This window comes from Streptacidiphilus sp. MAP12-20, from assembly GCF_041262525.1.
GTDB lineage: Bacteria > Actinomycetota > Actinomycetes > Streptomycetales > Streptomycetaceae > Streptacidiphilus.
The window spans coordinates 113,772-140,751 of the sequence record NZ_JBGCCK010000003.1; the positions used below are offsets into that span (position 1 = coordinate 113,772).

A 26,980-nucleotide genomic window follows, 5' to 3' on the forward strand; every position below is an offset into this window, starting at 1 on the left:
TGGCATGCTGCACGCGTGCACAGCAAGGACGAGGACGAAGCCCGCCGCCGCAATCCCATCGGCGCCCACGTGCCGGTCGCCGCACGTGGGCTGGTGGGGACGGGGATCGCCTACGCCGAGCGGATAGGCGCGGAGGCCGTCCAGGTCTTCGTCGCCAATCCGCGCGGCTGGGCCACGCCGTCCGGCAACCCGGCGCAGGACGCGGCCTTCCGCGAGGCCTGCGCGGAGCGGGAGTTGCCCGCGTACGTCCACGCGCCGTACCTGATCAACTTCGGCTCGGACACCGCCGCTACCCGCGAGCGCTCCGCCGAGTCGTTGCGCCACTCGCTGCACCGCGCGCGGGCGATCGGCGCGCGCGGTCTGGTCGTCCACACCGGCTCGGCCGTCGGCTCGGGCCGACGGGACGAGGCGATGCGGCAGGTACGGGCGGACGTGCGGCCGCTGCTGGAGGACCTCGGAGACGACGAGGACGCGCCGTGGCTGCTGCTGGAGCCCACGGCCGGGCAGGGGGAGTCGCTCTGCTCGCGGATCGAGGACCTGGCCGCGTACGCGGACGCGCTGGACCGCCACCCAAGGCTCGGCGTCTGCCTGGACACCTGCCACGTCTTCGCCGCCGGGCACGATCTCGCCGCGCCCGGCGGGGTCACCGCCGCACTGGACCTGCTGGAGCAGGTCTTCGGTCCGGACCGGCTGCGGCTGATCCACGCCAACGACTCCAAGGACGTCGTGGGCGCGCGCAAGGACCGGCACGCCAACATCGGCGACGGCCACATCGGCGCGGAGCCGTTCGCCGAGCTGTTCCGGCACCCCGCGACGCGCGGCGTGCCGTTGATCCTGGAGACGCCCGACCGCAGTGCCGCGCCCGGCTTCGGTCACGCCGCCGACGTGGAGACGCTCAAGCGCCTGCGCTCACACGCCGGATGATGCCGGGCCAGCCGGGCCAGCCGGGCCGGCCGGGTCAGAAGACGTCCGGGCACCAGGGTGCGAGCTCCGTGCGCAGCACCCGCTGCGCCGCGCGGACGCCGCCGGCGCGGCGCTCCGTCAGCTGCCCCGCCGCCTGGAGCCGGGCCAGCGGCTGGTGGCCGAAGTAGACGGCCGCCAGTTGGCTGACGTCAAGTTCGAAGTCCACCTCCTCGGCCGGAGGGGCGGGCACGCAGCGGCCGGTTCCGTCTTCGGCCGCGTCGAGCACGAAGTGGCCTGCGGCGTAGCCCATCGCGTCAGTGACCTTGAAGACCACCCGGCCCGGCGCGTCGTACGTCCGCGCGGAGAAGGCCTGGGGCACGTCGAGGATGCGGACCCAGAGGAAGTCCCCGACGCTGTCGTTGTTGTCGATGCAGGCGCGCTGGTTGTGCAGAGCGAGCGGGAGCGGCGAGTCGGGCGCGAGGTCCCAGATGTCGATCCGCTGCACCCAGTCCACCTCCAGCGCGAAGCGCCACAGCGCGGCCTCGGCGGCCCAGTCGACGGCGAAGTAGTCCTTCACCTTGAGGGTGACGTCCTTGGGCAGCCAGTTGCGCCACTCGTCGGTGACCTCGTAGGCGAGCAGCCCGGCCGGGGTGCCCGAAGGGTCGCGGTAGAGGGCGACCAGCGGCTCCTTGAAGGGGTGGCCCGGCATCGCCGAATCGCCGGAGCGGATCCGCCAGACGAACGCGTTGCGGGAGACCGCGCCGGGCCGGGTGCGACGGAAGCGCTCGTGCAGCTCCGCGCCGATCTTGGCGTACTCGGCCATGGTCAGCAGCTCGATGCTGCCGCCCTCGGCCTCGGCGGGGACACGGAGGCCGCCGGCCAGCTGCTTGTCGATCAGCCTGCCCTGCTGTGCGCTGGCCGGGCCGAAGCCGTAGCGGCCGTAGATCCCGAACTCGGCGGCGATCAGCATGGCGAAGGCCTCGCCGCGGGCGACGGCGGCGTCGAGGTCCTGACGCATCATCCGGGTGAGCAGGCCGCGTCGGCGATGGCTGGCCGAGACCGTCACGTTGGTGACCGCGTCCGCGACGACCGTCGCTCCGCCGGGAAGCGTCAGCTCCTTCTCGAAGCTGCGGAAGGTGCCGACGCAACGGTCGCCGTCGAACGCGCCGAGGGCGCGACCCAGCTCGAAGCGCTGACGGTGCCAGTCCGGCGAGCCGTCGCCCCTGGCGCGCATGAAGCCGACGTTGAGCGCCTGGCCCCAGGCGGGGAGCTCCTCGTCGGTGACGACGCGGATGTCGATCGGTGCTGATGAGCTGCTGCCCGCACTGGCGGAGGTGTCCTGACGCTGTCCCATGTCCGGCACTCTAGGAGCCCGCACCGACACCGGCATCCGATTTGTTCTCGGTGGCCTTCGGCACGGCTGTCGGTACGGCCGACGGCCGCTGACCGGCGCGGCCGCGCATCAGCGCGACGTAGCCGACCGCGCTGATGACGCCGAGCGCGGCGCAGGCGCCCCAGACCGAGTCGGCTCCCCACCCGGCCAGCATGAGCCCCGCCGCGAGCGGGGCCAGGAACGAGGACGTCTGCCAGGCGAGCGAGAAGACGCCCTGGTAGCGTCCGCGGCCGTGGACCGGCGAGAGCTCGGCGACCAGGGCCTGGTTCGCGGGCGTCCACAGGATCTCGCCCAGGGTCCAGACCACGACCGTCAGCGCGTAGAAGCCCATCCCGCCGGCGAAGGCGCAGAGCGCCATGCCGAAGCCGTGCAGCAGCGAGGCTGCGATCAGTGCCGCGGTGCGGCTGCGGTTCCGCATCAGGCGGGTGATCGGGATCTGCCCGAAGACGATCAGCACCCCGTTGACCGCGACGACGAGGCCGAAGTCGGTGGCGGAGAAGCCCTGGCGTCCCATCACGACCGGCATGGCGACCTGGCCGAGCCCGACCACCATGGCGAGCACGAAGGTGAGGCCGACCAGGCCCATGAAGGCGCCGTCGCGGAAGACCGTCCCCATCCCGATCTCCGGCTCCGCCTTGGTGCGCTCCCCCGGGGAGGGTCGTTCCGGCCGGGTCTCCGGGATGCGGAGGAAGACGACGAGCGCGCAGAGCAGCGTGGTGATCGCGTCCCCGTAGAAGAGGATGAGAAAGCCGTGCGCGGCCAGCGCGCCCGCGACGGAGGCGGAGACCGCGAAGCCGATGTTGATCGCCCAGTAGTTCAGCGAGAACGCCCGCACGCGGTCGGCGCTCGGAACCAGGTCGGCCATGATCGCCGAGATGGCGGGCCGCGCGGCGTTGCTGGTCAGCCCGAGCAGCGCGGCGACGAGTGCGATCAGCGCGGGGGAGCGCGTGTAGCCGAGCAGGATCGTCGAGAAGGCGGCCAGCGTCTGCGCGGCTACCAGCGTCGGCCGCCGCCCGATCCGGTCCGCGGCGATACCGCCCGCGATCGCGCCGAAGACCCCGCCGAGTCCGAAGGCGGAGACGACCAGCCCGGCCACGGCCGGGGAGAAGCCACGGGTGGCGGTCAGATAGAGGGTGAGGAAGGTGACGACGAAGCTGCCCAGGCGGTTCACCAGCGTGCTGGTCCACAGCCACCAGAAGGTGGTCGGCAGGCCGCCCACCGTCTCGCTCAGCACAATTCGCAGACGGGAGGGGGCAGGCTTGGGCATGTGCGCTCCGACCAGGGCAGGTAAGTGTCAGATAAGCGGTTGAGACATTACCGGTCGTGGTGCCGCGCGCGCCAGCCAATAACGACCTGGTCTAGGCTCGTGGCCATGGCTGAAGCTCCCTACCGTCTTGTCCTGCTCCGCCACGGCGAGAGCCAGTGGAACGAGAAGAACCTCTTCACCGGCTGGGTCGACGTCGACCTGAACGAGAAGGGCGAGAAGGAGGCTCTACGCGGCGGCGAGCTGCTCGCGTCCGAGGGTCTTCTTCCCGATGTTCTGCACACCTCCCTGCTCCGCCGGGCCATCCGCACCGCGCAGATCGCGCTGGACCGCGCGGACCGCCACTGGATCCCGGTGCACCGCTCCTGGCGCCTGAACGAGCGCCACTACGGCGCGCTGCAGGGCAAGGACAAGGCCCAGACCCTCGCCGAGTTCGGCGAGGAGCAGTTCATGCTGTGGCGTCGTAGCTACGACACCCCGCCGCCCCCGCTCGCCGACGACGCCGAGTACTCCCAGGCCGACGACACCCGCTACGCGGAGCTTCCGGCCGACATCCGCCCGCAGACGGAGTGCCTCAAGGACGTCGTCGACCGCATGCTGCCGTACTGGTACGACGCGATCGTCCCGGACCTGGCCGCCGGCCGCACCGTCCTCGTCACCGCCCACGGCAACTCGCTGCGCGCGCTGGTGAAGCACCTCGACGGCATCTCCGACGAGGCCATCGCCGGCCTCAACATCCCCACCGGCATCCCGCTCGTCTACGAGCTCGACGCCGACTTCAAGCCGCTCACCCCGGGCGGCCGCTACCTCGACCCGGCCGCCGCGGCTGCCGCGATCGAGGCGGTCAAGAACCAGGGCAAGAAGTAATCGCCTTACGCGATCACGCCCCCGACCCGCGCGAACCGCGCAGATCGGGGGCGTTCGTCTGTCCTGGGCCGCCTGTGGGGCCGGCTCAGTGGGCCGGGGTCGGAGTGGGGGTCGCTGACCGGGAGAGGTTGGCCAGCGGGTTGGTGTACGTCCTGGCCGGCATGCAGCTGGGGGCCGGGTTCGTCATCAGGGCGGCCTCCAGCTCGCGGAAGCCGTTCGCGGGGCTGGTCCTGGCGAGCGGGAGGTAGATGAAGATCTGCTCCCCGGTCGGAATGCGGCTCGGGTGGACGGTGAGGACCTGCTTGACTCCTTCTGAGGAGATGTCCCATCCGAAGTACGCCAGCCGGGTCCGGCTGTCCCCGTTCATGGCGTTGAGCGCAGCGTCCGACGAGTCGACGGGCGGTGACTTCGGCGCGGGGGCCTGGCAGCCGGGCTCGCCCGCGTAGACGTGGCTGCGGACGCCGAGCCGGTCCAGGTCACGCTGCAGCCGGGGCACGTCGACCGGCTTGTTCGGGTCCAGAACGGTGAGCCTGACCGTGTCGTCGCCGCTGCTCTGCACCGTGTACGCCACGTCGCCGATGCTCACCGGGGACTGGCTCCCGGCCGCGAGGCCGGGCGTGGGAGCGGCAGGGTGGCCCGCTCCGGCGGTGAGGGCGACGCCGGCCACGGCGGCGGCCAGGCCGACCGGGAGCGCCAGACGCAGCGTCAGAGTCCGTCGCTTGGCCGTGCGCTGGGAGTTCTCGGTCACGGTGCTCATCAGGTGTTCCTTGAGCAGGAGGTGGCGGCCTCGGGAGAGTTCCGGGGCGGCCGCGGCCGGCAGCAGCCCGGCCAGTTCCTCCCGCTCGGCCTGCTGGGACCGGTGCCGGGGGGTGGCGCTCATCGGATCGTCTCCTTCTTCGACCGGACCGCGAGTCCGCGGTCATCAGTTACCTGTCCGTGGGTGTCCATGCGTTGCATCGTCTTTTCGGAGCGACCCGCGGCCAGCTCCTTCGAGGTGAGTTCCCGCAGACGGCTGCGGGCGCGCGACAGCCGGGAGCGGATCGTCCCGACCGGCTTGCCCAGGGCCTCGGCGACGGCAGCGTGGTCCAGCCCCTCCCACACGCACAGCGCGAAAACTTCCCGCTCGGCCGGACGCAGCTTCTCCAGCGCGGCCTTCGCGGCGGCGAGCTGCTCGGCGTCCGCGATGCGGCCGGTCAGCTCCACGGCGAAGTCGGGCACGATGTCGCGCGGCGGCAGCTTGGCGAGCGCCTGCTGGTGACGGCGGGCGGCGCGGCGGGTGTTGCGGATCACGTTGGTGGCGATGCCCAGCAGCCAGGGCCGCAGGCTGTCGCCGTCCGGTTCGACCCGCGCGCGCAGACGCCACGCCTCAAGGAACGTCAGCGAGACGACGTCCTCGGCGACGGCCCAGTCCGCGGTCATCCGGAGGGCATGCCGGTGGACCGCCCCGGCGTGATCCTCGAAGAGCTGCCCGAACGCCGCCGAATCCCCGGCGCGTATCCGCGCTCGCATCGATTTCTCCACACCCCTACCTGTCCGGTCCCGTCCCACCGTTGCTGTGATCCACGCCACTCCGTCGTCCGGTCGACGGTGCGGGGCCGGTACCAAGCCAGGGCAAGAAGTATCCCGGCACCGCAAAGCGGACAGCCCCTCAGCTGCGCGAATGTCGCGGGCGTCCGCGCCCTCGACGCAGGATCAGGCAGGCAGGATCAGACCGGGGGCACGGTGCAGGAGCAGGACAGGCGATCGGTGGCGTGGGACGCCGGTCGCGCCGACGCGGGGCCGCCAGCCGCCGGGCCATGTGCTACACGACGCCGTGGGGCCCGCGGGCCCCACGGCGTCGTAGCAGCCGAGCAAGCTCACCCGCGGAGCGTCAGTGCCCGCACCCGCGGCACTGGCAGGCGCTGCCGGACTGGCAGCCACAGCCGCAGCCCGAGCCGCAGCCGCAGGCGGCGAGGAGGGGGAGGCGTGGGGCGTCGGTGGCCGGCGGTGGGGTGGGGGACGGGGGCGTCGGAGTCCGGGTCATGGCGTGCGGCCCTCCTCTAGCTCGGCCGGCGCGGCGTGGTTGCCCCGCCTGGCCTGTCTCCCAGTGAAACGGCCCGTGTACGGAGCGTCAACGGGCGTACGGGATCATCCCGTACGCCCGTCAGCAGGTCCGCGCGCCCCGCGCCGGTGCCTTCCGCCTACTTGTCGCCCGCCTCGGCGACGAAGTCGTCCGCGTGCTCGCCGGTCACCAGGAAGACGACGCGCTTGGCCACCGAGACGGCGTGGTCGGCGAAGCGCTCGTAGTAGCGGCCGCAGAGGGTGACGTCGACCGCCGTCTCCACGCCGTGGTGCCAGCGGTCGTCCAGCAGGTGGGCGAAGAGCTGCTTGTGCAGGTCGTCCATGGCGTCGTCGTCGCGCTCGAGCTCGAGCGCCGCGTCGACGTCCTTGGTGGCGATGACCTGGCCGGCCTTGGAGATCAGGCGCTGCGCGAGCTGGCCCATCTCCAGGATGATCGGGTGCAGGTCCGCAGGGACGGCCGACTCGGGGTAGCGCAGCCGGGCCAGCTTGGCCACGTGGCGGGCCAGGTCGCCGGAGCGCTCCAGGTCCGCGCTCATGCGCAGCGAGGTGACCACGATGCGCAGGTCGGTGGCGACCGGCTGCTGGCGGGCCAGCAGGGCGATCGCGCGGTTCTCCAGGTCATGGTGGAGCGAGTCGAGCTTCTCGTCGGCGGCGATCACGCTCTCGGCCAGTTCGAGATCCGCGTCCAGCAGTGCCGTCGTCGCCCGGCCCATCGCGGAACCGGCCAGGCGTGCCAGCTCCACCAGCCCGTCGCTGATCGAGTCGAGTTCCTCGTGGTAAGCGTCGCGCATTCTTGTCTCAATCCTCCTGGACGGGTGTTCGCCACCCACTGTGCGCTGCTTGGACGACCCTCGTCCTCAGCAGGAGTGAACCACCGGGGACGCCAAGGTGAATTCTCGGCATCCTCCGGCTGAGCGCATTCTCTCGGGGTCACTGCTGGTGACCACAGTGCGCTTACGCTGAAGATATGGACGTGAACGTGGCCGCCGCCTCCGTGAGCGCGCTCGTCGGGCTCGGAGTCGGCCTCACCGCCGCGCTCGCCTTCCGCTGGAGCGAGAAGGAACACCTGCCCTCGAAGCGCACCGACCAGCAGGAGGAGCCGGCCCTACCGCCGGGTGTGGACACCGTGCTGTCGGTGCTGCGCTCCTGCGCTGTCGTGCTGGACGAGAGCGATCAGGTGATCAAGGCGAGCTCCGCCGCCTATGCCCTCGGGCTGGTGCGCGGCGGGGCGATCGCCATGGACTCGATGCTCGCCATGGCCAGGCTGACCCGCCGCGACGGCGAGATACGTCAGGCCGACCTCGACATCCAGCGCCGTGCCAGCGGCGGCGAGGTGCTCGCGGTCTCGGTGCGGGTAGCCCCCCTCGGCTCCCGGCTGGTGCTGGTGCTGGTCGAGGACCTGACCGAGGCGCGCCGGATCGAGGCGGTCCGCCGCGACTTCGTCGCGAACGTCTCGCACGAGCTGAAGACCCCGGTCGGCGCGCTGTCGCTGCTCTCCGAGGCGGTCCAGGACGCCAGCGACGACCCGGAGGCGGTGCGCCGCTTCTCCGGCCGGATGCTGATCGAGTCGGCCCGGCTGACCAGTCTGGTCCAGGAGATCATTGAGCTCTCCCGGGTCCAGGACGACGAACGCCTCGTCGACCCCGAGCCCGTCCCGGTGGACGAACTCGTCGCCGAGGCGATGGACCGCTGCCGTCACCAGGCCGCGGCCAAGCAGATCACCATGGCCGCCGGCGGCATCGCCGGACTCCACCTCTACGGCAACCGCGGCCAGCTCGCCGCGGCCCTCGGCAACCTGGTCGAGAACGCCGTCAACTACAGCCCGGCCCGGACCAGGGTGGCCATCGCCGCCCGCAAGCTGCCCGGGGCCAAGCAGGACGCGGTCGAGATATCCGTGACCGACCAGGGGGTCGGCATCTCGGAGAAGGACCGCGAGCGCATCTTCGAACGCTTCTACCGCGTCGACCCCGCCCGCTCCCGGGCGACCGGCGGGACCGGCCTCGGCCTCTCCATCGTCAAGCACGTGGCCGCCTCGCACGGCGGCACCGTCGCGGTGTGGAGCGTCGAGGGCCAGGGGTCGACCTTCACCCTGCGCCTGCCCGCAGGAAGGGCGGCCGGCCAGGAGCCGTCCCGCGAGGACGACCCGGCCGTACTGCCCGAGCAATCCGAATCCGACGAATCCGCTCCCACCGCTCCTTCCGCTCCCACCCTTACCGCTGCCCCGGAGGCCATGCCGTGACCCGTGTGCTTGTCGTCGAGGACGAGGAGTCCTTCAGCGACGCCCTCTCCTACATGCTTCGCAAGGAGGGCTTCGAGGTGGCCATCGCCGCCACCGGCCCCGACGCGCTGGACCAATTCGAACGCAACGGCGCCGACCTGGTGCTGCTCGACCTGATGCTGCCCGGCCTGCCCGGCACCGAGGTCTGCCGCCAGCTGCGGGCCAAGTCGAGCGTCCCGGTGATCATGGTCACCGCCAAGGACAGCGAGATCGACAAGGTCGTCGGGCTGGAGATAGGGGCGGACGACTACGTCACCAAGCCCTACTCCACCCGCGAGCTGGTCGCCCGCATCCGTGCGGTGCTGCGCCGCCGTGGCGAGACCGAGGAGACCACCGGCGGCCCCGGCGCGCTGGAGGCCGGACCGGTCCGGATGGACGTGGACCGCCACGTCGTCACCGTGGACGGGGCCAAGGTCGACCTGCCGCTGAAGGAGTTCGACCTGCTGGAGATGCTGCTCCGCAACGCGGGTCGGGTGCTGACCCGGATGCAGCTGATCGACCGGGTCTGGGGCGCGGACTACGTCGGCGACACCAAGACGCTGGACGTCCACGTCAAGCGTCTGCGCGCGAAGATCGAGCCGGACCCGGGCGCGCCGCGGTACCTGGTGACGGTGCGGGGGCTGGGCTACAAGTTCGAGCCGTAAGCCCTGCTTTCTTCACCCGAACGTGGCTGAGGCCGAACCTGTCCCGATTTCCGGGACAGGTTCGGCCTCAGTCTTTTGCGTCAGTGCTCCGCGTCGGGGCGTCAGTGCGTCGGGGACGCGCTCGGCGTGGCGGAGCCGCTCGGCGTGGCCTTGTGGCTGGCACCGGGCTTCGCGGAGGCGGAGCCGGACGGCAGGCCCGCGACCTTGGACTCGGACGGCAGCGGGGTGGGCGTCGGCGTCGCCGGGGCGAAGGAGGCGTAGTCGCCGGTGGGGAGCTGGATCTGGGCGAGCACGGTGACCGGGCCGCCGTTGGCGAAGCCGAAGGTCACCGGGATGTTGGCGCCGGCCGGCTGGCTCAGCGTGGCTACCTGCGCGACGGGGTTGCCCGCGCCGGGGATGCTCAGAAAGAGTGCGCCGCCTTGGCGGAGCTTGGTCGGGCCGGTGATCGTGGCGGCGGTGGTGCCCACGGTCACCGAGACCAGGCTGTCGTCCTGGTTCTCGTTGTTGGAGATGCTGGCGACGACATTGGCCGGCGCGTTGCCGGTCGCGTCGGTGACGACCGCGATGCCGTTCAGAATCAGCTGGCCGCCGCCGGGGATGTTCAGCGTGGTGGCGGCGGTGTTGGGCTTGATCTGGAGGGTCGCCGCGCTGGACCCCGCAGAGCAGGCGGCGAGGACGGGGGCGATCGCGACGATGACGGCGGCGACCGCGCCGCGACGAAGAGTGCGGCTCACGGCGGAGGGTGCTCCTTGAACGTTTCGATGGTTCTGGGCCGCGTTCAGATTACCGACGGCGCTTATCCGCTCCACACGGGGTAGCCCGTGTCGCGTCCCCAACGCGCTGCCGACCCTGCCGGACGAAGATCAGATCACGGTTTGATAACGCCCTGAGCGCAAGATCATTGCGGCCCGACGGTACCCGCACAGGTTCGTGGACAACCGCTCCGACCTGCGGGAAATGGTTCTCGAACAGGGGTCGCAGCATGGAATCGTGCCGCTTGTCAAGCCTGCGAACCAGCTCTGACCTGCGAAAACGCCCTTCTGATACGGCCCTGAGCGTGTTACTCTGGAAAGCCACGGAAGGGGTACCTGTCACATGACGTTCAAGGTTGGCGACACCGTGGTCTACCCCCATCACGGGGCCGCGCTGATCGAGGCTATCGAAATCCGCCAGATCAAGGGTGTGGACAAGACCTATCTGGTGCTCAAGGTGCAGCAGGGCGACCTGACGCTGCGCGTGCCCGCGGAGAACGCGGAGTTCGTGGGCGTGCGCGACGTGGTCGGGCAGGACGGGCTGGATCGGGTCTTCGAGGTGCTGCGGGCACCGTACACCGAAGAGCCGACCAACTGGTCCCGCCGCTACAAGGCGAACCTGGAGAAGCTTGCCTCGGGTGACGTTATCAAGGTCGCGGAGGTTGTGCGCGACCTTTGGCGACGTGAGCGCGAGCGCGGGCTGTCCGCAGGCGAGAAGCGGATGCTGGCGAAGGCCCGGCAGATCCTGGTGAGCGAGTTGGCGCTCGCAGAGAACACCAACGAGGACAAGGCTGAGACGCTGCTCGACGAGGTGCTCGCCTCGTAGGGTGGATCACGGTCCCGGTCTGACGCCATCACGGCTTCAGGCCTGATCAGCGCTGAGGTTCCAGTGCTGTGTTCGTCGTACGTCCCAGCGCCTGGCGGTCGCGTCGCCGGGCGCTGAGGCGTGCGTGAAAGCGGTACGTGTGCCGGGCGCGGGCGTCAATTGGCGCTTCACGGAAGGGCGCTGAGCCCGGCACGCCTTGGCCATACCCACATCCCTGAAGGGACCAAACCTGAACGCCGCAGCAGTGGTCCCCGCCGCAGGCCGGGGCGAACGACTGGGGCCCGGTGCCCCGAAGGCCCTGCGCGAGCTCGGCGGGGTGCCGATCCTCGTCCACGCTGTCCGCGCGCTGGCGCGTTCGCGTGCCGTGGGTCTGGTGGTCGTGGTCGCGCCGGCGGACGGCGTCGCCGAAGTGAGAGCACTGCTCACAGACGCGCTCGGTGAACGCGAGAGCGCTGCTCTCGTCGTGGTGCCCGGTGGCGAGACCCGTCAGGAGTCCGTGCGGGCCGGCCTCGCCGCACTCCCCGCCGACATCGACGTCGTCCTCGTGCACGACGCCGCCCGCCCGCTCGTCCCCGTCGACGTCGTGGACGCGGTCGCGCGCACCGTCGCCGACGGCGCCGAAGCGGTCGTCCCCGCGGTCCCGCTCGCCGACACCGTCAAGCAGGTCAACCCGGCGTCCACGCCGGGCACCCCCGAACCGGTGGTCTCCACCCCCGACCGGTCGACCCTCCGCGCGGTGCAGACGCCCCAGGGTTTCCGCCGTGACATCCTCGACCGCGTCCACGCGAAGGCCCTCGACGAGGGCGTCGACGCGACGGACGACGCAGGCCTGGTCGAGCGCTTCGGCGGCCGCGTCGTGGTCGTGCCGGGCCACGAGGAGGCCTTCAAGGTCACCCGCCCGCTGGACCTCGTCCTCGCCGAGGCCGTGCTGGCACGTCGAAGGTCACGCGATGAGTACTGAGTTCCGCATTCCCCGCACCGGCATCGGCGTGGACACGCACGCCTTCGAGGACGGCCGCGAACTGTGGATCGCCGGCCTGCTCTGGGACGGCTACTCCTTCGGCCTGGCCGGCCACTCCGACGCCGACGTGGTCGCCCACGCGGCGTGCAACGCGCTCTTCTCGGCGGCGGGTCTCGGCGACCTCGGCGCGCACTTCGGGACGGACCGTCCCGAGTGGGCGGGAGCGTCGGGCCTGACGTTGCTGGCCGAGGCGGCGCGGATCGTCCGCGAGGCGGGCTTCGAGATCGGCAACGTCGCTGTGCAGCTGGTCGGCCCACTCCCGAAGATCGGCAAGCGCCGCGCGGAAGCACAGGAGCTTCTGACGAAGACGGTCGGCGCCCCGGTCTCCGTCTCCGGCGCGACCACGGACGGCCTCGGCTTCCCCGGCCGCCAAGAAGGCCTCACGGCTGTCGCCACTGCGCTGGTGTACTGACGCTGAGAGGCTCAGTTGCAGGACCCTAGGGGCGCGGGGAACTGCGCGACAAGCCACCGAGGTGGTGAGTCCCCGAACGTGCAGGGCCATCCGCGCAGGGTGGTTGCTCGCGCACGCAGTGAATCAAGCAGAGCCCCGCGCCCCTGGACAGTGCAGCCCAATGTGTCAGCGGTAATAACGGCTCGTGGCTGCCGCGCCGACAGGCGCTGTGCACTGCTCGACGCCCACTACCCTGGTGTGGTGAGCATTCGCCTGCACGACACAGCCTCCGGCAAGGTCCGCGACTTCGTCCCGAACACGCCGGGCTGCGTCTCGATCTACCTCTGCGGAGCGACCGTCCAGGCCGCCCCGCACATCGGGCACATCCGGTCCGGGCTGAACTTCGACATCATGCGCCGATGGTTCGCCCACCGCGGCTACGACGTCACGTTCGTGCGGAACGTCACCGACATCGATGACAAGATCATTGACAAGTCGCGCACGACGGGCCAGCCCTGGTGGCAGATCGGCTACGCCAACGAGCGCGCCTTCAACGACGGCTACGCCGCCCTCGGCTGCCTGCCGCCCACCGGCGAGCCCCGCGCGACCGGGCACATCACCGAGATGATCGAGATGATGCAGGCGCTCATCGAGAAGGGCCACGCCTACGCCACGCCCGAAGGCAACGTCTACTTCTCCGTCACCTCCTACCCCGACTACCTCGCGCTCTCGCACCAGGAGCTGGACAACCTGCGTCAGCCCGAGAGCGAGGGCGAGACCGGCAAGCGCGACCCGCGTGACTTCGCCATGTGGAAGGCCGCCAAGCCCGGCGAGCCCAGCTGGCCCACCCCGTGGGGCGCCGGGCGGCCTGGCTGGCACCTGGAGTGCTCCGCGATGGCGCACAAGTACCTGGGCCGGTCCTTCGACATCCACGGCGGCGGGCGCGACCTGATCTTCCCGCACCACGAGAACGAGATCGCCCAGTCCAAGGCCTACGGTGACGACTTCGCCACCTACTGGCTGCACAACGCCTGGGTGACGCTCAGCGGCGAGAAGATGAGCAAGTCGCTCGGCAACTCGGTGCTGGTCTCCGAGATGGTGACCACGTGGCGGCCGATCGTGCTGCGCTACTACCTCGGCACGCCGCACTACCGCTCCACCATCGAGTACAGCCCGGAGGCCCTGCAGGAGGCCGAGACCGGATTCGCCAGGATCGAGGGCTTCATCGAGCGCGTCGTCGAGCTCCACGGCGAGGTCGAGCCCGCCGCCGACGTGCCGCCGGCCTTCGCCGAGGCGATGGACGAGGACTTCGGCGTCCCGGGCGCGATGGCGATCGTGCACACCGCCGTCCGGCAGGGCAACGCCGCGCTCGCCGCGGACGACAAGGAGAGCGCGGTAGCGCGTCTGTCGGAAGTCCGTGCGATGCTCGGAGTGCTGGGCATGGACCCGCTCGACCCGATGTGGGCCGACCCGGGCGCCGGGTCCGGCGACAGCCTCCACGGCGTGGTGGACTCGCTGGTCAAGCTGCTGCTCGAACAGCGCCAGGCGGCGCGCGAGCGCAAGGACTGGGCGACCTCCGACGCCATCAGGGACCGGCTCGCCCAGGCCGGGCTCACCATCGAGGACCGCGCGGACGGCTCGCGCTGGACCCTCAGCAAATGACCTCTCGCAGTAACTCGCAGTAGCACAAGAAGGAAGCAGGACAGCACCCATGGCCGGCAACAGCCAGCGCAGGAACCGCCGCAACCCCGGATCGAAGAAGGGCGCGTCGGTCGGCACGGGTGGCCACAGCCGTCGGGCGCTGGAGGGCAAGGGCCCGACGCCGCCCGGTGAGGCGCGCAAGGGCCACCCGAAGCAGCGTGCCGCCAACGCCGCCGCCAAGCGTGCCGCCGACGCGAAGGCCCGCGGGGCCAAGCGCGGCGGCGTCCAGGGCCGCACCGGCAAGTCCGGCGCGGAGCTCGTCTACGGCCGCAACTCGGTGCTCGAGGCCCTGCAGGGCGGCGTCCCCGCGTCCGCGCTCTATGTGCTGCAGTTCATCGACAACGACGACCGCGTGCGCGACGCGCTCGCGCTGGCCACCGAGCGGGGCATCCCGCTCCAGGAGGCGCCGCGCGCGCAGCTCGACAACCTGGCCGAGGGCCACAACCACCAGGGCATGATCCTCCAGGTTCCGCCGTACGACTACGCGCACCCGGACGACCTGCTCGCCGCGGCCGCGGTCAACCGCGACAACGCGCTGATCGTCGCGCTGGACGGGATCACCGACTCGCGGAACCTCGGCGCGGTCGTCCGCTCCGTCGCCGCGTTCGACGGCCACGGCGTCGTGGTCCCCGAGCGCCGCTCGGCCGGCATGACCGCCGGCGCGTGGAAGACCTCCTCCGGCGCGGCCGCCCGCGTCCCGGTCGCCCGCGCCAGCAATCTGACCCGGGCGCTGGAGTCTTACCAGAAGGCGGGCTGCTTCGTGGTCGGCCTGGCCGCCGACGGCGAGCACGAGGTCGTCGACCTGGACTCGCTGACCGGCCCGGTCGTGGTCGTGATCGGCTCCGAGGGCAAGGGCTTGTCCCGACTCGTCGCCGAGACCTGCGATCTGACGGTCCGTATTCCGATGCCGGGACAGGCGGAGTCGCTCAACGCCGGTGTGGCGGCGGGCATCGTGCTCTACGAGGCCGCTCGGCTGCGTGCGAACGCCGCGAAGGACGAGAAGGCGGCAAAGGCCGCGAAGACCACGAAGGCCGCGACGAAGGGCTGACGCGTCCGGCACCGAGGCTGCGGCCGGGGTGTGCCGGGGCTGTCACGTGGCCGGTTGTCAACTCTGTCAACCGGGAGTGTCCTTCCGGCCCTTCGGCCGGTTAGTGGAGTGTGGACACCAGAACACGTACCCGTCCCCGTCCCGAGGCGGCGAACGCCGGTGGGATAGACGGCGGCGAGCCGATGCTCAACACGGTCAAGGTGCCGTCGGACCCGACGCGGCTGAACACCACCACCGCGAGTTTCCGGGTCCGTTTCACCCCGCCGGCGGCCTCGTTGATCGACGCGGGCCCGGTCCGCGCGGGCGCCGCGTTCGGCGCGGGCGCGGGCATGCGCGAACCGGTGCTGGTCGGCGCGATGGCCGGGGCGATGCCCGTCGGCCTCGCCCCGGGGCTCGGCGCGGGAACAGGCGGGGTCGGCGCGATGCCGCGTCGGCGCGGACGCGTGGTGCCGATCACCTGGACCGGCCAACTCGACCTCGCGGTCCCCGGCGCACCGGGCATGCCCGGCGTGCCCGCGCAGGGGCAGGGCCGGGCCGCCGAGGAGCTGGAGTCGACCCAGCAGATGTCGCTCGCGGACTTCGAGGAGCTGGACGCCTACGAGGACTTCGACGACGTCCGCGTCTTCGATCCGCCGGCCAGGCGCCCCCCGCTGCCCGACGCGTCGGACGGCGTCGCGGCCGCGCAGCACCACGCCTGGTACCCGGGCAAGCGGGTCGATCTGGGGCTGGTGCTGCTGCCGCTGCGCGTCTTCCTCGGCTGCTTCTCGCTCTACGCGGGCTTCAGCAAGCTGTGCGACCCGGTCTACTTCAACGGCGGCGCGCGCGGCTCGATGATGCACTGGCTGGAGGCGCTGCACCCGTGGAGCGTCGCCCAACCGCTGCTCGCGCTGGCGATGGCCCACCCGGTGGGCGCCGGCCTGGCGGTGGCGTTCGTGCAGATCAACGTGGGCGTGCTGGCGATCCTCGGCCTGTGGCAGCGGCTGTGCGCGGCGGTGGCGATGCTGCTCGCCTTCGCCCTGCTGGTCACCGTCAGCTGGCAGACGGTGCCGGCCTACGACACGCCGGAGATCATCTACCTCGCCGCGTGGAGCCCGCTGCTGCTGGCGGGCGCGCCGCTCTTCTCCCTGGACGGCTGGCTGCACCTGGAGGCCTGGCGGCGGCTCGGCGAGCACGCGCGGGTGACCCAGCTGCGGCGTCGCGTCGTCCGTCGCGGCGTGGTGGTGGCCACCGTGGTCATCGGCGGGACGCTGCTGCTCGGCTCCGTCCTGGGCGCGGCGGTGCGCGCCTCGCACCTGACCGCCACGACGACCGTCCCGAGCGAGGCGCCGTCCGCGACGCCCACGCAGCCGCTGCCTCTCGGCGCCTGGCCGACGGGCGTGGTCCCGGTCCCGACCGGCACGGGGCCGCAGGGCTCCGGCTGGCCGGCTCCGGCCGCGTCGAAGCCCGCCGCGTCCCCCTCAGGGACGCCCCACCGGCACCGCGGCTCCTCCACCGGCCACGGCACGACGGGCGGGACGGGCGGCTCCTCGGGCAGCACGGCACCGCCGAGCCACTCCAACAACCCGGCCCCGGCGCCGAGCGCGACCGGCCCCAAGGGCGTCATCGGCGGCCTGCTGGGCGGCTGACGCGCCCAGCGCGCCCAGCGCGTCCAGCGCGTTCAGCGCGCGGACCGGGAACGACCGAGCGGCCGACCACCTTCCGGTGGTCGGCCGCTCGCGTCCGTGACGTGCGTGGCGTTCGTGACGTGTGGTGCTGAGCCCGACGTCAGTGCTCGACTGCGGCGCGCGCCGCGGCGAGCTCCTTGGCCGCCTCGTTGAGGTCCTTCGCCGTGTCGATCGCGCGCCAGTAGACGCCCTGCGGCAGCTCGTAGCCGGAGAGGCGGCGCTCACGGGCCAGACGCGGGAACGTGGAACGCTCGTGGTCACCGAGGTCCGGCAGCATGCCCGCGAAGGCGGAGGAGAAGACGTAGACGCCGGCGTTGATGAGGTACGGCGACGGCGGCGACTCGATGAAGTCGAGGATGGTGCCGAACTGGTCGACGTCCACCGTGCCCCAGGGCAGGCGCGGACGGGCCAGGGCGAGCGTCGCGTGGGCGTCGCGGGCGGCGTGGAAGGCGGCCATCTCGCGGAGCGAGAAGCGGGTCCAGATGTCGCCGTTGGTGGCGTACCAGGGCTCGTCCTTGCGCGGGAGCGAGCCCGCTGCGAACTTCAGCCCGCCGCCACGGCCCAGCGGTTCGGTCTCGACGACCGTGGAGACGTTCAGCGGCAGGTCGGCGGTCTTCAGCCAGTCCTGCAGGACGTCCGCGAGGTGTCCGCAGGAGACGACGGCGTCGGTGACGCCTTCCTCGGCCAGCCACTGCAACTGGTGGCCGATGATCGGGATTCCCGTTCCGGGGATCTCGATCATCGGCTTGGGCCGGGTGTCGGTGTACGGGCGCAGGCGGGATCCCTGGCCGCCGGCCAGGATTACGGCCTGCGTCACCGTCGGGGCCGCCATGGGGGAGTCCCCGGCGGACGGGATGAGGTGTTCAGCGGTCATGGCATCACCCTAGGGGGCAAATGTAAGTGCCAGGTCTGCTGTCACCTGATGGTCATCTGAGCGAGTGCATCGTTCGCTTCGGTTCAGCGCCGTGCTCAGTTCGCGCCGGCGAGGGTGCCCGCGGCGAACGAGGCGTCGCAGACCGGCCGGGCGTAGGAGAGCGCCCGGTGCTGGTCGCCGTGGTACTTGCGCACGGCGGCCCGGCCCAGATCCCTGGCGAGGGCGGAGCAGAACTGCCGCAGCGACGGCTCCCGGTCCATGGTGTGCTCCAGGTCGGTCAGGGCGACCGCGGGGTTCCTGGTGGCCAACTCCCGCAGCAGGCGCGCCCGGAGGGCGTCCTGCGGGGCGACAGGGGCGCTCTGTCCGCCCTGCCCGGCCGGTGCGGCTTGCGCGGGCTGAGCGGGCGGCTGGGCGTCGGACGCGGCCGTCAGCGACTGGACGTCGGCGGTGGCCGGTGGAGCCCAGGAGACGCGGGCGACTGCGAGGGTGCCGGTCGTCACGAGGACGAGCGGCAGGACGAAGGCGAGAGAACGGCCGATGCGGCGAGCTAGCTGCTTCACAACGGGGATGCTAGCGAGGGGTAATGATTTGGCGACATTGCGTCACTCCAACGAGTGAGCATGGTGTCGGAATTCTCCCGAAATGCCCGAAGCCGCCCGGATGAACCGGACGGCTTCCCTTGGCTGTCGACTTGTCGTCAGCGTGGCTTTGCGCGACGCGGCGTGACGCTCGACTCTCCCGCGTCAGTCGCTGAGGCGCTCGCCCGTCGTGGTCGAGAAGAGGTGACGCTCGTCGGAGCGCGGCACGACGTGCAGCACCTCGCCGCGGGCCGGCACCGAGCGGCCGCCGACGCGGACGACCAGGTCCCGGTCCTCGCCGCCGACGTTCGCGGTGCCGTAGACGTAGCCATCGGCGCCGAGCTCCTCGACGACGTTGACCGTCACGGCCAGGCCGGAGCCGCCCTTGGCGAGCGCGTCGCCTTCGGAGACGACGTCCAGGTGCTCCGGGCGGACGCCCAGCGTCAGCGTGGTGTCGCCGCTGGCGGCGGCCTGGGCCAGCGCCTCACGGGAGACCGGAACGACGGTGTCGCCGAACTGCACGCCGCCGTCGACCAGCGGAACCTCGACCAGGTTCATCGCGGGGGAGCCGATGAAGCCGGCCACGAAGAGGTTGGCGGGCCGCTCGTACATGTTGCGGGGGGAGTCGACCTGCTGGAGCAGGCCGTCCTTCAGCACGGCGACGCGGTCGCCCATGGTCATGGCCTCGACCTGGTCGTGGGTGACGTAGACCGTGGTGATGCCCAGGCGGCGCTGGAGCGAGGCGATCTGCGTACGGGTCTGCACACGGAGCTTGGCGTCCAGGTTGGACAGCGGCTCGTCCATGAGGAAGACCTGCGGCTCACGCACGATGGCGCGGCCCATGGCGACACGCTGGCGCTGACCGCCGGAGAGTGCCTTCGGCTTGCGGTCCAGGTATGCGGTGAGGTCGAGGATCTTCGCGGCCTCTTCGACCTTGGTGCGGATCTCGGCCTTGTTGACGCCGGCGATCTTCAGGGCGAAGCCCATGTTCTCGGCGACGGTCATGTGCGGGTACAGCGCGTAGTTCTGGAACACCATGGCGATGTTCCGGTCCTTCGGCGGGAGGTGGGTGACGTCGCGGTCACCGATGCGGATGGACCCGCCGTTCACGTCCTCCAGGCCGGCCAGCATGCGCAGGCTGGTGGACTTGCCACAGCCGGAGGGGCCGACGAGCACGAGGAACTCGCCGTCCGCGATCTCGAGCTCGAGCGAGTCGACCGCGGGCTTGTCGCCACCGGGGTAGATCCGGGTGGCCTTGTCGAACGTCACCGTAGGCATGGTGGTTCTGCGCTCCTTCACCGGCAGGAACGTGCCGGACGATCCGTAATAAAGGGTGGATGTGAAGTTTTCGCCCTCCCGCACGCCGCACCAGCCCGCCGGAGCGGCACGGTTCACTGAGAGGTCTAGTCCACGTACGAATGTGAACTTCAGGTGACGCTACCTGTCCGACCGTGCGCTTGTCAGCCCCCCGACCCGAACAAATCCGCACCCCGCCCACCCCGCCCGCCCGGTACACTGCCAACCGCGCCTCCTTAGCTCAGTTGGCCAGAGCACCGCTCTTGTAAAGCGGGGGTCGTCGGTTCGAACCCGACAGGGGGCTCCAAAGCGAACATAACTTCAGGGCATATCGGACATCCATCTGGGTATGGCCTAGCGCCCTGAAAAGTGCTGCTCATGTCCATCGAAGGCCGCTGGCTTGCGCGAAAGTGCAGTTCAGCGGCCTTCTTGGTGTTCCGGGCCGGGTTTCGGTGAGCTCTGCTCCGCGGAAGCGGTGCTCATGCGTTCGATGGGTTGACTCTGCGGCTGGACCTCGGCGTTTGGGCGTTGCCGAGGTCAGATGCACCCTCCGACATCACCCTGGAGGCCTACGGCCGGGCCATCCCTGAAGCCTGAGACATCCCCCTGCTCCGCCGCCTACCTGGATGTCGAGGCACGCTCTGATGAGGCGTCAACCCTGAGCCGCGTCAACCAGGACGAGACCGCGCTGCACCTGGCCCTGCTCGCCCGCAGGCGCGCCACTGTCCTTCGCGCTGCGCGACCAGCAGCGCATCGACGACACCGCCTTGCGGCAGGTTCAGACGCGTCTGAACCATGAAGAGGTACGCCTGCTGCACGTCACGGCGCGGGAGTAACCCTCGGAACGCGTGGCCTTCGTGCACTGCGAGCCGCGCCACAGGCAGGAGCGGGCCACGGCGGACGCAGCGCGGGTCCGCTGGACCGCGGTCACCGTGTGGACGCCGTCCGGACTCGCGCTACATCGTGAGTTCGCCGGTGCGGAGGGCCGAGGTGACGCCGCCGTCCATCAGCAGGTCGGCGCCGGTGATGAAGCCGGCCTGTGGGCCGAGGAGGAACGCCGCGACGTCGCCGACCTCGTCCGGGGTGGCGAAGCGCTTGGCGGCGCAGGTCTGCCGCAGGTGCTCGAACCACTCCTTGCGGGGTCCTGACAGCTCGTCCAGGGCCAGCGGGGTGATGATCACGCCGGGGCTGACGGTGTTCACCCGCGCCCTGCGTCGGCCCCAGGCCGCTGCCGCGGTCTGCACCCGCAGCGAGTTGGCCCGCTTGGACAGGGCGTAGGCGTGCACCGTGCTGCCGATCCGTTCCGGCCGCAGGAACGGCAGCGCCAGGAGTTCGTCGGTGGGGGTGGTGGCCAGCGCCTGCTCGACCTCGCGGTCGTAGGGGCTCTCGCGGTGCCCGGCCATGCTGGCGACCACGATCCCGGCCCCGCCGGGGGCGACGACCTGGGCGAAGGCGTCCAGGATGTAGGCGGTGCCCAGCAGGTCCACGTGCAGCAGCCGCTCGATGCTCGCCTGGGTTGGCGAGACCCCGGCGGCATGCACCACGTGGGTGATCGGGCCGAGTGAGGCGGCCTGCTCCGCCAGTGCCTCTACCGCCGCGCGGTCGGAGATGTCGGTAGGGCGTGTGACGGTGGCGTAGCCGTCTCCCCGCAGTTCGGCGGCGGCCTGCTCGGTCCCGGCCTGGTCGTGCCCGGCCAACAGCAGCGTGCGTCCGGCTCCCACTCGCCGGGCGATGGCACGGCCGATGCCGCCGGGACCGATCACCACGACGATGTCCCGCTGCGGTTCGCGGCTCATGCTCGCGGTCCGTGGAAGTCGTCGTCGGTGACGTGCTCGCCCCAGGTGACGCTGGTGGCGGGGTCGTCGCCGGCCTCCATCAGGGCGATGTGCTCCATGAAGCAGCCCTCGGCGGCGGCATGCCAGTGTTCCTGACCGGGCGGGGTGTAGAGGGTCTGCCCGGGGCGGACCTCGACCACCTCGCCGTCACGTGTGCCGAACCACGCCACGCCGTCGGTGACGTGCAGGAACTGGCCGCGTGCGTGCGAATGCCAGGCGGTGCGCGCGCCCGGCGCGAAGCGCACCTTGGCGACGGTCGCCCGCTGGTCGGTGCCCGGCTGCGGTACGGCCAGGTAGTCCACCCAGGCATCGCCGGCGAAGAGCTCGGGCGGGTTCTTGGCGGTGGGCGGGAGGTTCAGGATGTCCACGGTGGTTCCTTCAACGGGGAGTGAGTTCGAGGGTGGTGGCGCGGGCTTGGCTTGCGGTGATGCGGGCGACCGGTCCCGGGTAGCCGGCGTACTTGGTGCGGTAGGCGGCGTCGATGCGGTCCTCGACCCCGTCGGCGTGGTCCAGGTCGTGCATCGCCACGTCGGCGACGACGCTGCCGACTGCCAGCCGGCCGGCATGGCGGTGGCGGGTGGCGCGGTACCAGACCGACCGCTCGCCGTTGACCGAGCGCACGTACACCCGGCCGTCGAGGCTGACCGCCCAGATGGTGCGGCTGCCGCCCAACTCTCCGTCGGGGCGCAGCGAGGCGATCTCCACCTCGTCGTTGCCGTCCACCTCGGCCAGCTCGGCCTCGGTCCAGGCTTTTGCCGTCATCGCTGTTCCTCCGCCGCGCGCTCCTGTTCGGCGTCCTCCTGCTGCGCGCCCTTTGGCTCAGGGGTCTCCTCGACGATGGCCCGCAGGGCGGTTCCCGCGCTCATCGCGTTGGGCCAGCCGGTGTAGAACGCCAGGTGGGTGATGGCCTCGGCCAGCTCCTCCCTGGTCAGGCCGTTGGCCAGGCCGATTCGAAGGTGAGCGGGGAGCTGCTCCAGGCGGTAACCGGTCACCAGGGCGGAGATCGTGATCAGACTGCGGTCGCGGGGGGAGAGCTCGGGGCGCTCCCACACGTCGCCGAAGAGCACCTGGTCGGTCAGCTCGACCAGCTTCGGGGTGGTGTCGCCGAGCAACTGCTGGGCAGGGGTCTTCGGGGTGTCGGCTGTGCTCACAGCGCGATCATCACCTTCAGCGCCTCCCGGTCGGCCATGGCGCGGTAGCCGTCGGGGACGCCGTCCAGGCGGACGGTGCGGTCGAAGACTCGGCCGGGCTGGATGCTGCCGTCCAGGATGGGCGGAAGCAGTTCCCCGATGTAGGGGCGAGCGGGGGCGACGCCGCCGGTGAGAGTGATGTTGCGGAGGAAGTCGGGGAAGCCGAAGGAGATCTTGTCGTACTGCGGTGCGCCCACCCGGCTGACCGTGCCGCCCGCGCGGACCACGCCGAACGCGGTGGTCAGGGCCGGCTCCAGGCCCACGCACTCCAGCACGGTGTGGGTGCCGTCGCCGCCGGTCAGCTCGCGTACCCGCTCGATGCCCTCCTCGCCGCGCTCGGTCACCACCTCGGTGGCGCCGAACTCACGGCCCAGGTCGGTGCGGGCCTCGTGCCTGCCCATCAAGATGATCCGCTCCGCACCCAGCAGCCTGGCGGACAGCACCGCGGACAGGCCCACCGCGCCGTCACCGATGACGGTGACGGTCGTGCGCTCGTTGACGCCCGCCGTCTTCGCGCAGTGGTAGCCGGTGGGGAACACGTCGGACAGCGTGAGCAGCGAGGGCAGCAGCGCGGAGTCCGCCGCGACCGGCAGCTTCACCAGCGTCCCGTCCGCTTGCGGCACGCGCACCGCCTCGCCCTGGCCGCCGTCGACGCCGTCGCGCCCCCAGAGTCCGCCGTGGCGGCAGGAGGTCGTAAGGCCCTCGCGGCAGAAGTCGCACGTTCCGTCGGACCAGACGAAGGGGGCCACCACCAGGTCGCCCCGCTGGAAGCCGGTGACGTCGGCGCCGGTGTCCTCGACGACGCCCAGGAACTCGTGGCCGATGCGGTCGCCGTGTTCGGTGGCGGGCCGTGAGGCGTAGGGCCACAGGTCGCTGCCGCAGATGCAGGCGCGCAGCACCCGCACCAGCGCATCGGTCGGCTGCTGGATCTGCGGGTCGGGAACCTCGCCCGTCCGGATGTCGCCGGCACCGTGGATCAGGGTTGCTCGCATGGGGTTGAACCCCTTTCGCCGAACCTTGCGCTCGCTTGTGTCATCCACCCTGCCGGAGGAATCCCCACGACGCCCGCCACCAGGGGGTCCAGGCTGATACGGGTACTGGCAGGGCCCCCCTTGCGCGCCGCAGCGGTCGTACCGTGGGAGGCATGGCCCCCCTCGACCAGCGCCGCGAGTTCGCCGACTTCCTTGCCTCCCGCCGGGCGCGCATCACACCGGAGCAGGCGGGGCTGCCGGTCTTCGACGGCAACCGGCGGGTGACCGGGCTGCGTCGCGAGGAGGTGGCGCTGCTGGCCGGGGTGAGCGTGGACTACTACATCAAGCTGGAGCGCGGCAGTGCCCGCGGCGTCTCCGAGAGCGTGCTGGACGCGCTTGTCCGCGCACTGCAACTCGATGAGGCAGAACGAGCCCACCTCTTCGACCTCGCCCACGCCCTGAACGCCCCCGCCCGGTTGCAACGCCGTGGGCCCAGGCCCACGGTCCGCCCCTCGGTACAGCGGCTCCTCGACTCCATGGAGGGCGTGCCCGCCTACGTCCGCAACCGCCGCCTGGACGTGCTGGCCTCCAACGCCCTGGGCCGCGCTCTCACCGCGCCCGCCTGGGCCCTGGCCGAACCGGACCGGCCAGTCAACATGGCCCGCTTCATGTTCCTCGACCCCGCCGCACCGGACTACTACAGCGACTGGGAGCGCATGGCTTCCGACGTCGTCGCGATGCTGCGCACCGAGGCCGGCCGTGACCCGCACGACAAGGCCCTGCAGGACCTCGTCGGCGAGCTCTCCACCCGCAGCGAACTGTTCCGCACCCGCTGGGCCGGCCACAACGTCCGCCTGCACCGCACCGGGGTGAAGCACCTGCGCCACCCGGTCGTCGGCGAGCTCACCCTGGACTTCGACGCCTTGGAACTCCCCGCCGACACCGGTCTGACCCTCATCGCCTACAGCGCGGAACCGGCCAGTCCCTCCGCTGACGCGCTCCGCCTTCTCGCCAGCTGGGCCGCCACGACGGAGCAGCGGGATGACATCACCGATCCGAAGACCGCTGGGCGCTGATCGCATTCCAGCCAACCACCGTCCCGCGATGTATCGCCAGCGCGGGTCCGGGGCCTCCCGGTCGCCCGGAGACCCCGCTCAGGGCACGGATTCAGCGCGCGAAGCTGAGAAGTGTCGAGACCGGCCTCGGACTTATCGTCCGCGGCCGTTTGCGTGAGCGGCGGCTCGGTGTGAGGCACCAAGGGGTGGTCCCGAAACCAGCGGCTTCGGGGTCTTCGTTGTCGCTACGCGGTCAGTAATTGCCATGTTGCGCGGCCGTCTTCGCCGAAGCTTTCGAGTTCACGCCAGGTGGCGGAGTCGGCATGCAGCTTGTGGGCGGCGGCGCTCATACGCTTGCGATCCTTCGACGTCAGTTGAGCGGCCAGGAGGAACGGGTCCTCGGCGAGAGTGCAGAGGAAAGCGAGGTCTCGGGTGTGCCGCTCTGGGGACTTGTAGTCGACGACGGCAGCCACTGCCTTGCAGACAATGGCCCCAAGGAGGTCGGGGCGTGGCACGTTTGCGTCGATCCCGTCGTAGCGGACCGGCACGATTTGCGTTCGGCCAAGCGCCTGGGACGCACCCTGAACTGGAAAGGCTCGACCACCGAGGCTGGTACCCACATCCGCGGTTGGGCCGAGACCCTCGGGAACGAGGACGTCCACAGAGGCCCCGGGGACGGCGAGGTCGACGGCGACGCCTGTGCCGGGCTTGACGTAGCGGTGCATCAGACCATCTGGACTTGGCATCCCTGCGGGCTCCAGATCGAGAGCGAGAAGCGTCGCCACCACGCGACGCATTCCCCGAGGCTCGGTGCGGACATCGATGACGGTGTCGATGTCCGCGGAGACCCGTGGGGATGGACGCCCGCGCTGCAGTCCGTGAAGCATCACCATCTGACCGCCCACCAGTGTCCATGGCACGTCAATGCTTTGAGCGAGGCGCATCAAGAGATGCCACAGCGCATCCGTGGCCCCGCCCATTGCCGGCAGTTCGATGGTTCCGAGGACAGGCCGGGGGATGTCCTGACTCACGCCGCTCCTCCACTTCGCTGGGGAAAGTGAATGTTGAGCAGCTGGCCGTGGATCTGGCGGGCGGTGCGGCGTGACCGCTCGTCCCCGCTCTCCCATAGGTCGAGGGCGACAACTGCCCGGCCGACATTCTCGTAGAACGGCCACTGGCCGTGGGGCACCCTGATGAGGGCGTTGGCCTCAGAGCGGGTCACGGGGCGCAAGGCGAGTTCGCGAATCGCCTTGTCGGTGTCGTCGCTGGTGAGATACACCTCCACGCGCCCGATGTCGACGACGTCGTGGCCGCCTGCCGACGCGCCGGTTGGCCTAGCGCCGGGGAAGGCCAGCAGCCTGGGCACCGCGGCTGAATGTCCCCGGAGCCAGAGAAGCTCACTGCGACGGCGACACCACCCCGCGACCTCGGCGATGTCTGGATGCCGCCGGAGCTTGCCTCTTAGGCGTGAACGCTCGTCGGCGCGCATCCAGGGAGCGTCGCCTCCCTGCAGGAGGTCAAGGAGTGCCCACGCGCTCCGAGCGGCCATTGGGCGGCCCTTCGAGCTCTCTCGTGCGCGCATGTCGACATTGGCTGAGTCGAGTATCCACGCTGACCCGACCCTCCGAGCTGACAACTCCTTGCGGGTGATGAGTGCGAGGACGCGCTGCCGCGATACGCCGAGCCGCTTCGCGGCCTCCGGAACGGTCAGGTCCATGCTGCCCCCAGAGCTGACACTTCTATTGTCGAGCGACAATACTTCTGCCTAGTTGGCTCTACTATTGTCGAGCGACAATGATTGTGTCAATCGGGGCGGCTATGCGCATCCGTCGCTCTCATGGAAGATCGCGCCGGAGGCCGATGGGGTCTCATTCACTGGCGTTCGAAGGGGTTCAGTGGCCTGAGCCTCAGAGTCATGGGCGGCGGGAGCCTCGCTCGCCGTTTGAGGGAACTGTCCGGGCATCTCATCCAGGGCCCATTTGCGTGAGCGATGCGTAGCGGACTGGGCGGCACCTGCCGTCCTGCGTTGGATCATGCAATCCGTCGCGTGGCGCTGACCTGCAGGTTCAGTGCCACGCGACATCAGGAGTCACTTCTCGTCATGATCGAAGTTCGTCTTGTAAAGCGGGGGTCGTCGCTTCGGACCCGATGGGCCGGCTCGGGTGGTGTGAACCCTCTCGGGCTGGCCCTTTGAGGTCTCGTGGCGCGACTCGGGTCGTGCCACAGCCGTGCAGGCCGTCCGGGGCCCGCCCGGTGCACCGATACGGCGTGCCCGAGTCCGCCGGGCTGGCAATGAAGTCCGTTGCAGGGAAAGCTCATTGGCGATCCTCGGTGGAGCCGTTCGGACGTGCGCCCCACCTGCTCTGTC

27 protein-coding genes and 1 tRNA gene are annotated in these 26,980 nt (G+C 70.9%); 12 read left to right on the forward strand and 16 right to left on the reverse strand.

All coding sequences use genetic code 11. The features are described from left to right. The first annotated feature begins 15 nt into the window (after positions 1-15). Positions 16-924, forward strand: a complete 909-nt coding sequence (locus tag ABIA32_RS04895) for a deoxyribonuclease IV (RefSeq protein ID WP_370092568.1) — start codon at positions 16-18, stop codon at positions 922-924. A 34-nt stretch (positions 925-958) separates the two neighbouring features. Here ABIA32_RS04895 and ABIA32_RS04900 read toward each other — a convergent pair whose 3' ends face one another. Beyond that, the gene (locus ABIA32_RS04900) at positions 959-2,257 is read right to left on the reverse strand and encodes a GNAT family N-acetyltransferase (protein ID WP_370092569.1); all 1,299 of its coding nucleotides are present in this window, start codon (positions 2,255-2,257) and stop codon (positions 959-961) included. Positions 2,258-2,267: 10 nt separating this feature from the next. Further along, positions 2,268-3,563: an MDR family MFS transporter gene (locus tag ABIA32_RS04905; protein ID WP_370092570.1), complete on the reverse strand. Its 1,296-nt coding sequence runs from the start codon at positions 3,561-3,563 to the stop codon at positions 2,268-2,270. Positions 3,564-3,668: 105 nt separating this feature from the next. On the opposite strand from ABIA32_RS04905, the gene ABIA32_RS04910 reads away from it, so the two are divergent. Then, positions 3,669-4,427, forward strand: coding sequence for a phosphoglyceromutase (locus ABIA32_RS04910; RefSeq protein ID WP_370092571.1), 759 nt, complete (start codon positions 3,669-3,671; stop codon positions 4,425-4,427). An 85-nt stretch (positions 4,428-4,512) separates the two neighbouring features. Here ABIA32_RS04910 and ABIA32_RS04915 read toward each other — a convergent pair whose 3' ends face one another. The 3 genes from ABIA32_RS04915 to phoU all read right to left on the reverse strand — a co-directional run bounded on the left by ABIA32_RS04915 (position 4,513) and on the right by phoU (position 7,279). Then, on the reverse strand, positions 4,513-5,307 hold the full coding sequence (locus tag ABIA32_RS04915; RefSeq protein ID WP_370092572.1) for a hypothetical protein: 795 nt from the start codon (positions 5,305-5,307) through the stop codon (positions 4,513-4,515). Next, entirely contained in the window at positions 5,304-5,936 is a 633-nt protein-coding gene (locus ABIA32_RS04920; RefSeq protein WP_370092573.1) for an RNA polymerase sigma factor, read from the reverse strand. Before ABIA32_RS04920 ends, ABIA32_RS04915 begins: the two co-directional genes overlap by 4 nt. A gap of 671 nt (positions 5,937-6,607) precedes the next feature. Next, the gene (gene phoU, locus ABIA32_RS04925; protein WP_370092574.1) at positions 6,608-7,279 is read right to left on the reverse strand and encodes a phosphate signaling complex protein PhoU; all 672 of its coding nucleotides are present in this window, start codon (positions 7,277-7,279) and stop codon (positions 6,608-6,610) included. A gap of 176 nt (positions 7,280-7,455) precedes the next feature. Between phoU and ABIA32_RS04930 the strand changes: the two genes are divergently transcribed. Both ABIA32_RS04930 and ABIA32_RS04935 read left to right on the forward strand, forming a co-directional pair. Further along, a complete protein-coding gene (locus ABIA32_RS04930) occupies positions 7,456-8,727 on the forward strand; it encodes a sensor histidine kinase (protein ID WP_370092575.1) in 1,272 nt (423 codons plus the stop codon). Then, positions 8,724-9,410 carry a response regulator transcription factor gene (locus tag ABIA32_RS04935; RefSeq protein WP_042457857.1) on the forward strand — a complete coding sequence of 229 codons (687 nt, stop codon included), beginning with the start codon at positions 8,724-8,726 and terminating at the stop codon, positions 9,408-9,410. The genes ABIA32_RS04930 and ABIA32_RS04935 overlap by 4 nt, the downstream gene beginning before the upstream one ends. A gap of 101 nt (positions 9,411-9,511) precedes the next feature. On the opposite strand, the gene ABIA32_RS04940 is transcribed toward ABIA32_RS04935, so the two are convergent. Continuing rightward, positions 9,512-10,144 carry a hypothetical protein gene (locus ABIA32_RS04940; protein ID WP_370092576.1) on the reverse strand — a complete coding sequence of 211 codons (633 nt, stop codon included), beginning with the start codon at positions 10,142-10,144 and terminating at the stop codon, positions 9,512-9,514. Between the two features lie 361 nt (positions 10,145-10,505). On the opposite strand from ABIA32_RS04940, the gene ABIA32_RS04945 reads away from it, so the two are divergent. The 6 genes from ABIA32_RS04945 to ABIA32_RS04970 all read left to right on the forward strand — a co-directional run bounded on the left by ABIA32_RS04945 (position 10,506) and on the right by ABIA32_RS04970 (position 16,774). Further along, complete coding sequence (locus ABIA32_RS04945) at positions 10,506-10,988, forward strand: CarD family transcriptional regulator (RefSeq protein ID WP_030255707.1); 483 nt, start codon at positions 10,506-10,508, stop codon at positions 10,986-10,988. A 196-nt stretch (positions 10,989-11,184) separates the two neighbouring features. After that, positions 11,185-11,949, forward strand: a complete 765-nt coding sequence (gene ispD, locus ABIA32_RS04950; protein ID WP_370092577.1) for a 2-C-methyl-D-erythritol 4-phosphate cytidylyltransferase — start codon at positions 11,185-11,187, stop codon at positions 11,947-11,949. Next, complete coding sequence (ispF, locus tag ABIA32_RS04955) at positions 11,939-12,421, forward strand: 2-C-methyl-D-erythritol 2,4-cyclodiphosphate synthase (RefSeq protein ID WP_370092578.1); 483 nt, start codon at positions 11,939-11,941, stop codon at positions 12,419-12,421. The genes ispD and ispF overlap by 11 nt, the downstream gene beginning before the upstream one ends. A 240-nt stretch (positions 12,422-12,661) precedes the next feature. Then, positions 12,662-14,062: a cysteine--tRNA ligase gene (gene cysS, locus ABIA32_RS04960; protein WP_370092579.1), complete on the forward strand. Its 1,401-nt coding sequence runs from the start codon at positions 12,662-12,664 to the stop codon at positions 14,060-14,062. A gap of 49 nt (positions 14,063-14,111) precedes the next feature. Next, a complete protein-coding gene (rlmB, locus tag ABIA32_RS04965; protein WP_370092580.1) occupies positions 14,112-15,149 on the forward strand; it encodes a 23S rRNA (guanosine(2251)-2'-O)-methyltransferase RlmB in 1,038 nt (345 codons plus the stop codon). 110 nt (positions 15,150-15,259) lie between these two features. Further along, on the forward strand, positions 15,260-16,774 hold the full coding sequence (locus tag ABIA32_RS04970) for a TQO small subunit DoxD (protein ID WP_370092581.1): 1,515 nt from the start codon (positions 15,260-15,262) through the stop codon (positions 16,772-16,774). A gap of 139 nt (positions 16,775-16,913) precedes the next feature. Here ABIA32_RS04970 and ABIA32_RS04975 read toward each other — a convergent pair whose 3' ends face one another. From ABIA32_RS04975 to ABIA32_RS04985, 3 genes are all read right to left on the reverse strand, one after another. Continuing rightward, positions 16,914-17,687 carry an NDP-sugar synthase gene (locus ABIA32_RS04975; protein WP_370092582.1) on the reverse strand — a complete coding sequence of 258 codons (774 nt, stop codon included), beginning with the start codon at positions 17,685-17,687 and terminating at the stop codon, positions 16,914-16,916. Between the two features lie 95 nt (positions 17,688-17,782). After that, positions 17,783-18,247, reverse strand: coding sequence for a hypothetical protein (locus tag ABIA32_RS04980; RefSeq protein WP_370092583.1), 465 nt, complete (start codon positions 18,245-18,247; stop codon positions 17,783-17,785). A 183-nt stretch (positions 18,248-18,430) separates the two neighbouring features. Next, positions 18,431-19,543: an ABC transporter ATP-binding protein gene (locus ABIA32_RS04985; protein WP_370092584.1), complete on the reverse strand. Its 1,113-nt coding sequence runs from the start codon at positions 19,541-19,543 to the stop codon at positions 18,431-18,433. 248 nt (positions 19,544-19,791) lie between these two features. Between ABIA32_RS04985 and ABIA32_RS04990 the strand changes: the two genes are divergently transcribed. Next, positions 19,792-19,868 (forward strand) — tRNA-Thr (locus tag ABIA32_RS04990). A gap of 649 nt (positions 19,869-20,517) precedes the next feature. On the opposite strand, the gene ABIA32_RS04995 is transcribed toward ABIA32_RS04990, so the two are convergent. From ABIA32_RS04995 to ABIA32_RS05015, 5 genes are read right to left on the reverse strand one after another with little or no spacing between them, the layout of a single operon-like run. Then, entirely contained in the window at positions 20,518-21,357 is an 840-nt protein-coding gene (locus ABIA32_RS04995; protein ID WP_370092585.1) for an SDR family oxidoreductase, read from the reverse strand. Further along, on the reverse strand, positions 21,354-21,764 hold the full coding sequence (locus ABIA32_RS05000; protein ID WP_370092586.1) for a cupin domain-containing protein: 411 nt from the start codon (positions 21,762-21,764) through the stop codon (positions 21,354-21,356). Before ABIA32_RS05000 ends, ABIA32_RS04995 begins: the two co-directional genes overlap by 4 nt. A 10-nt stretch (positions 21,765-21,774) precedes the next feature. Then, positions 21,775-22,158 (reverse strand): DUF2255 family protein, encoded by a 384-nt coding sequence (locus ABIA32_RS05005; protein WP_370092587.1) that lies wholly within the window; start codon positions 22,156-22,158, stop codon positions 21,775-21,777. After that, entirely contained in the window at positions 22,155-22,547 is a 393-nt protein-coding gene (locus ABIA32_RS05010) for a carboxymuconolactone decarboxylase family protein (RefSeq protein WP_370092588.1), read from the reverse strand. The genes ABIA32_RS05005 and ABIA32_RS05010 overlap by 4 nt, the downstream gene beginning before the upstream one ends. Beyond that, positions 22,544-23,578, reverse strand: coding sequence for an alcohol dehydrogenase catalytic domain-containing protein (locus tag ABIA32_RS05015; protein ID WP_370092589.1), 1,035 nt, complete (start codon positions 23,576-23,578; stop codon positions 22,544-22,546). The genes ABIA32_RS05010 and ABIA32_RS05015 overlap by 4 nt, the downstream gene beginning before the upstream one ends. A 152-nt stretch (positions 23,579-23,730) precedes the next feature. Between ABIA32_RS05015 and ABIA32_RS05020 the strand changes: the two genes are divergently transcribed. After that, complete coding sequence (locus ABIA32_RS05020) at positions 23,731-24,633, forward strand: helix-turn-helix transcriptional regulator (protein ID WP_370092590.1); 903 nt, start codon at positions 23,731-23,733, stop codon at positions 24,631-24,633. Between the two features lie 224 nt (positions 24,634-24,857). Here ABIA32_RS05020 and ABIA32_RS05025 read toward each other — a convergent pair whose 3' ends face one another. Further along, the gene (locus ABIA32_RS05025; RefSeq protein WP_370092591.1) at positions 24,858-25,643 is read right to left on the reverse strand and encodes a hypothetical protein; all 786 of its coding nucleotides are present in this window, start codon (positions 25,641-25,643) and stop codon (positions 24,858-24,860) included. Then, positions 25,640-26,329: a helix-turn-helix domain-containing protein gene (locus ABIA32_RS05030; protein ID WP_370092592.1), complete on the reverse strand. Its 690-nt coding sequence runs from the start codon at positions 26,327-26,329 to the stop codon at positions 25,640-25,642. Before ABIA32_RS05030 ends, ABIA32_RS05025 begins: the two co-directional genes overlap by 4 nt. Positions 26,330-26,980 lie beyond the last annotated feature (651 nt).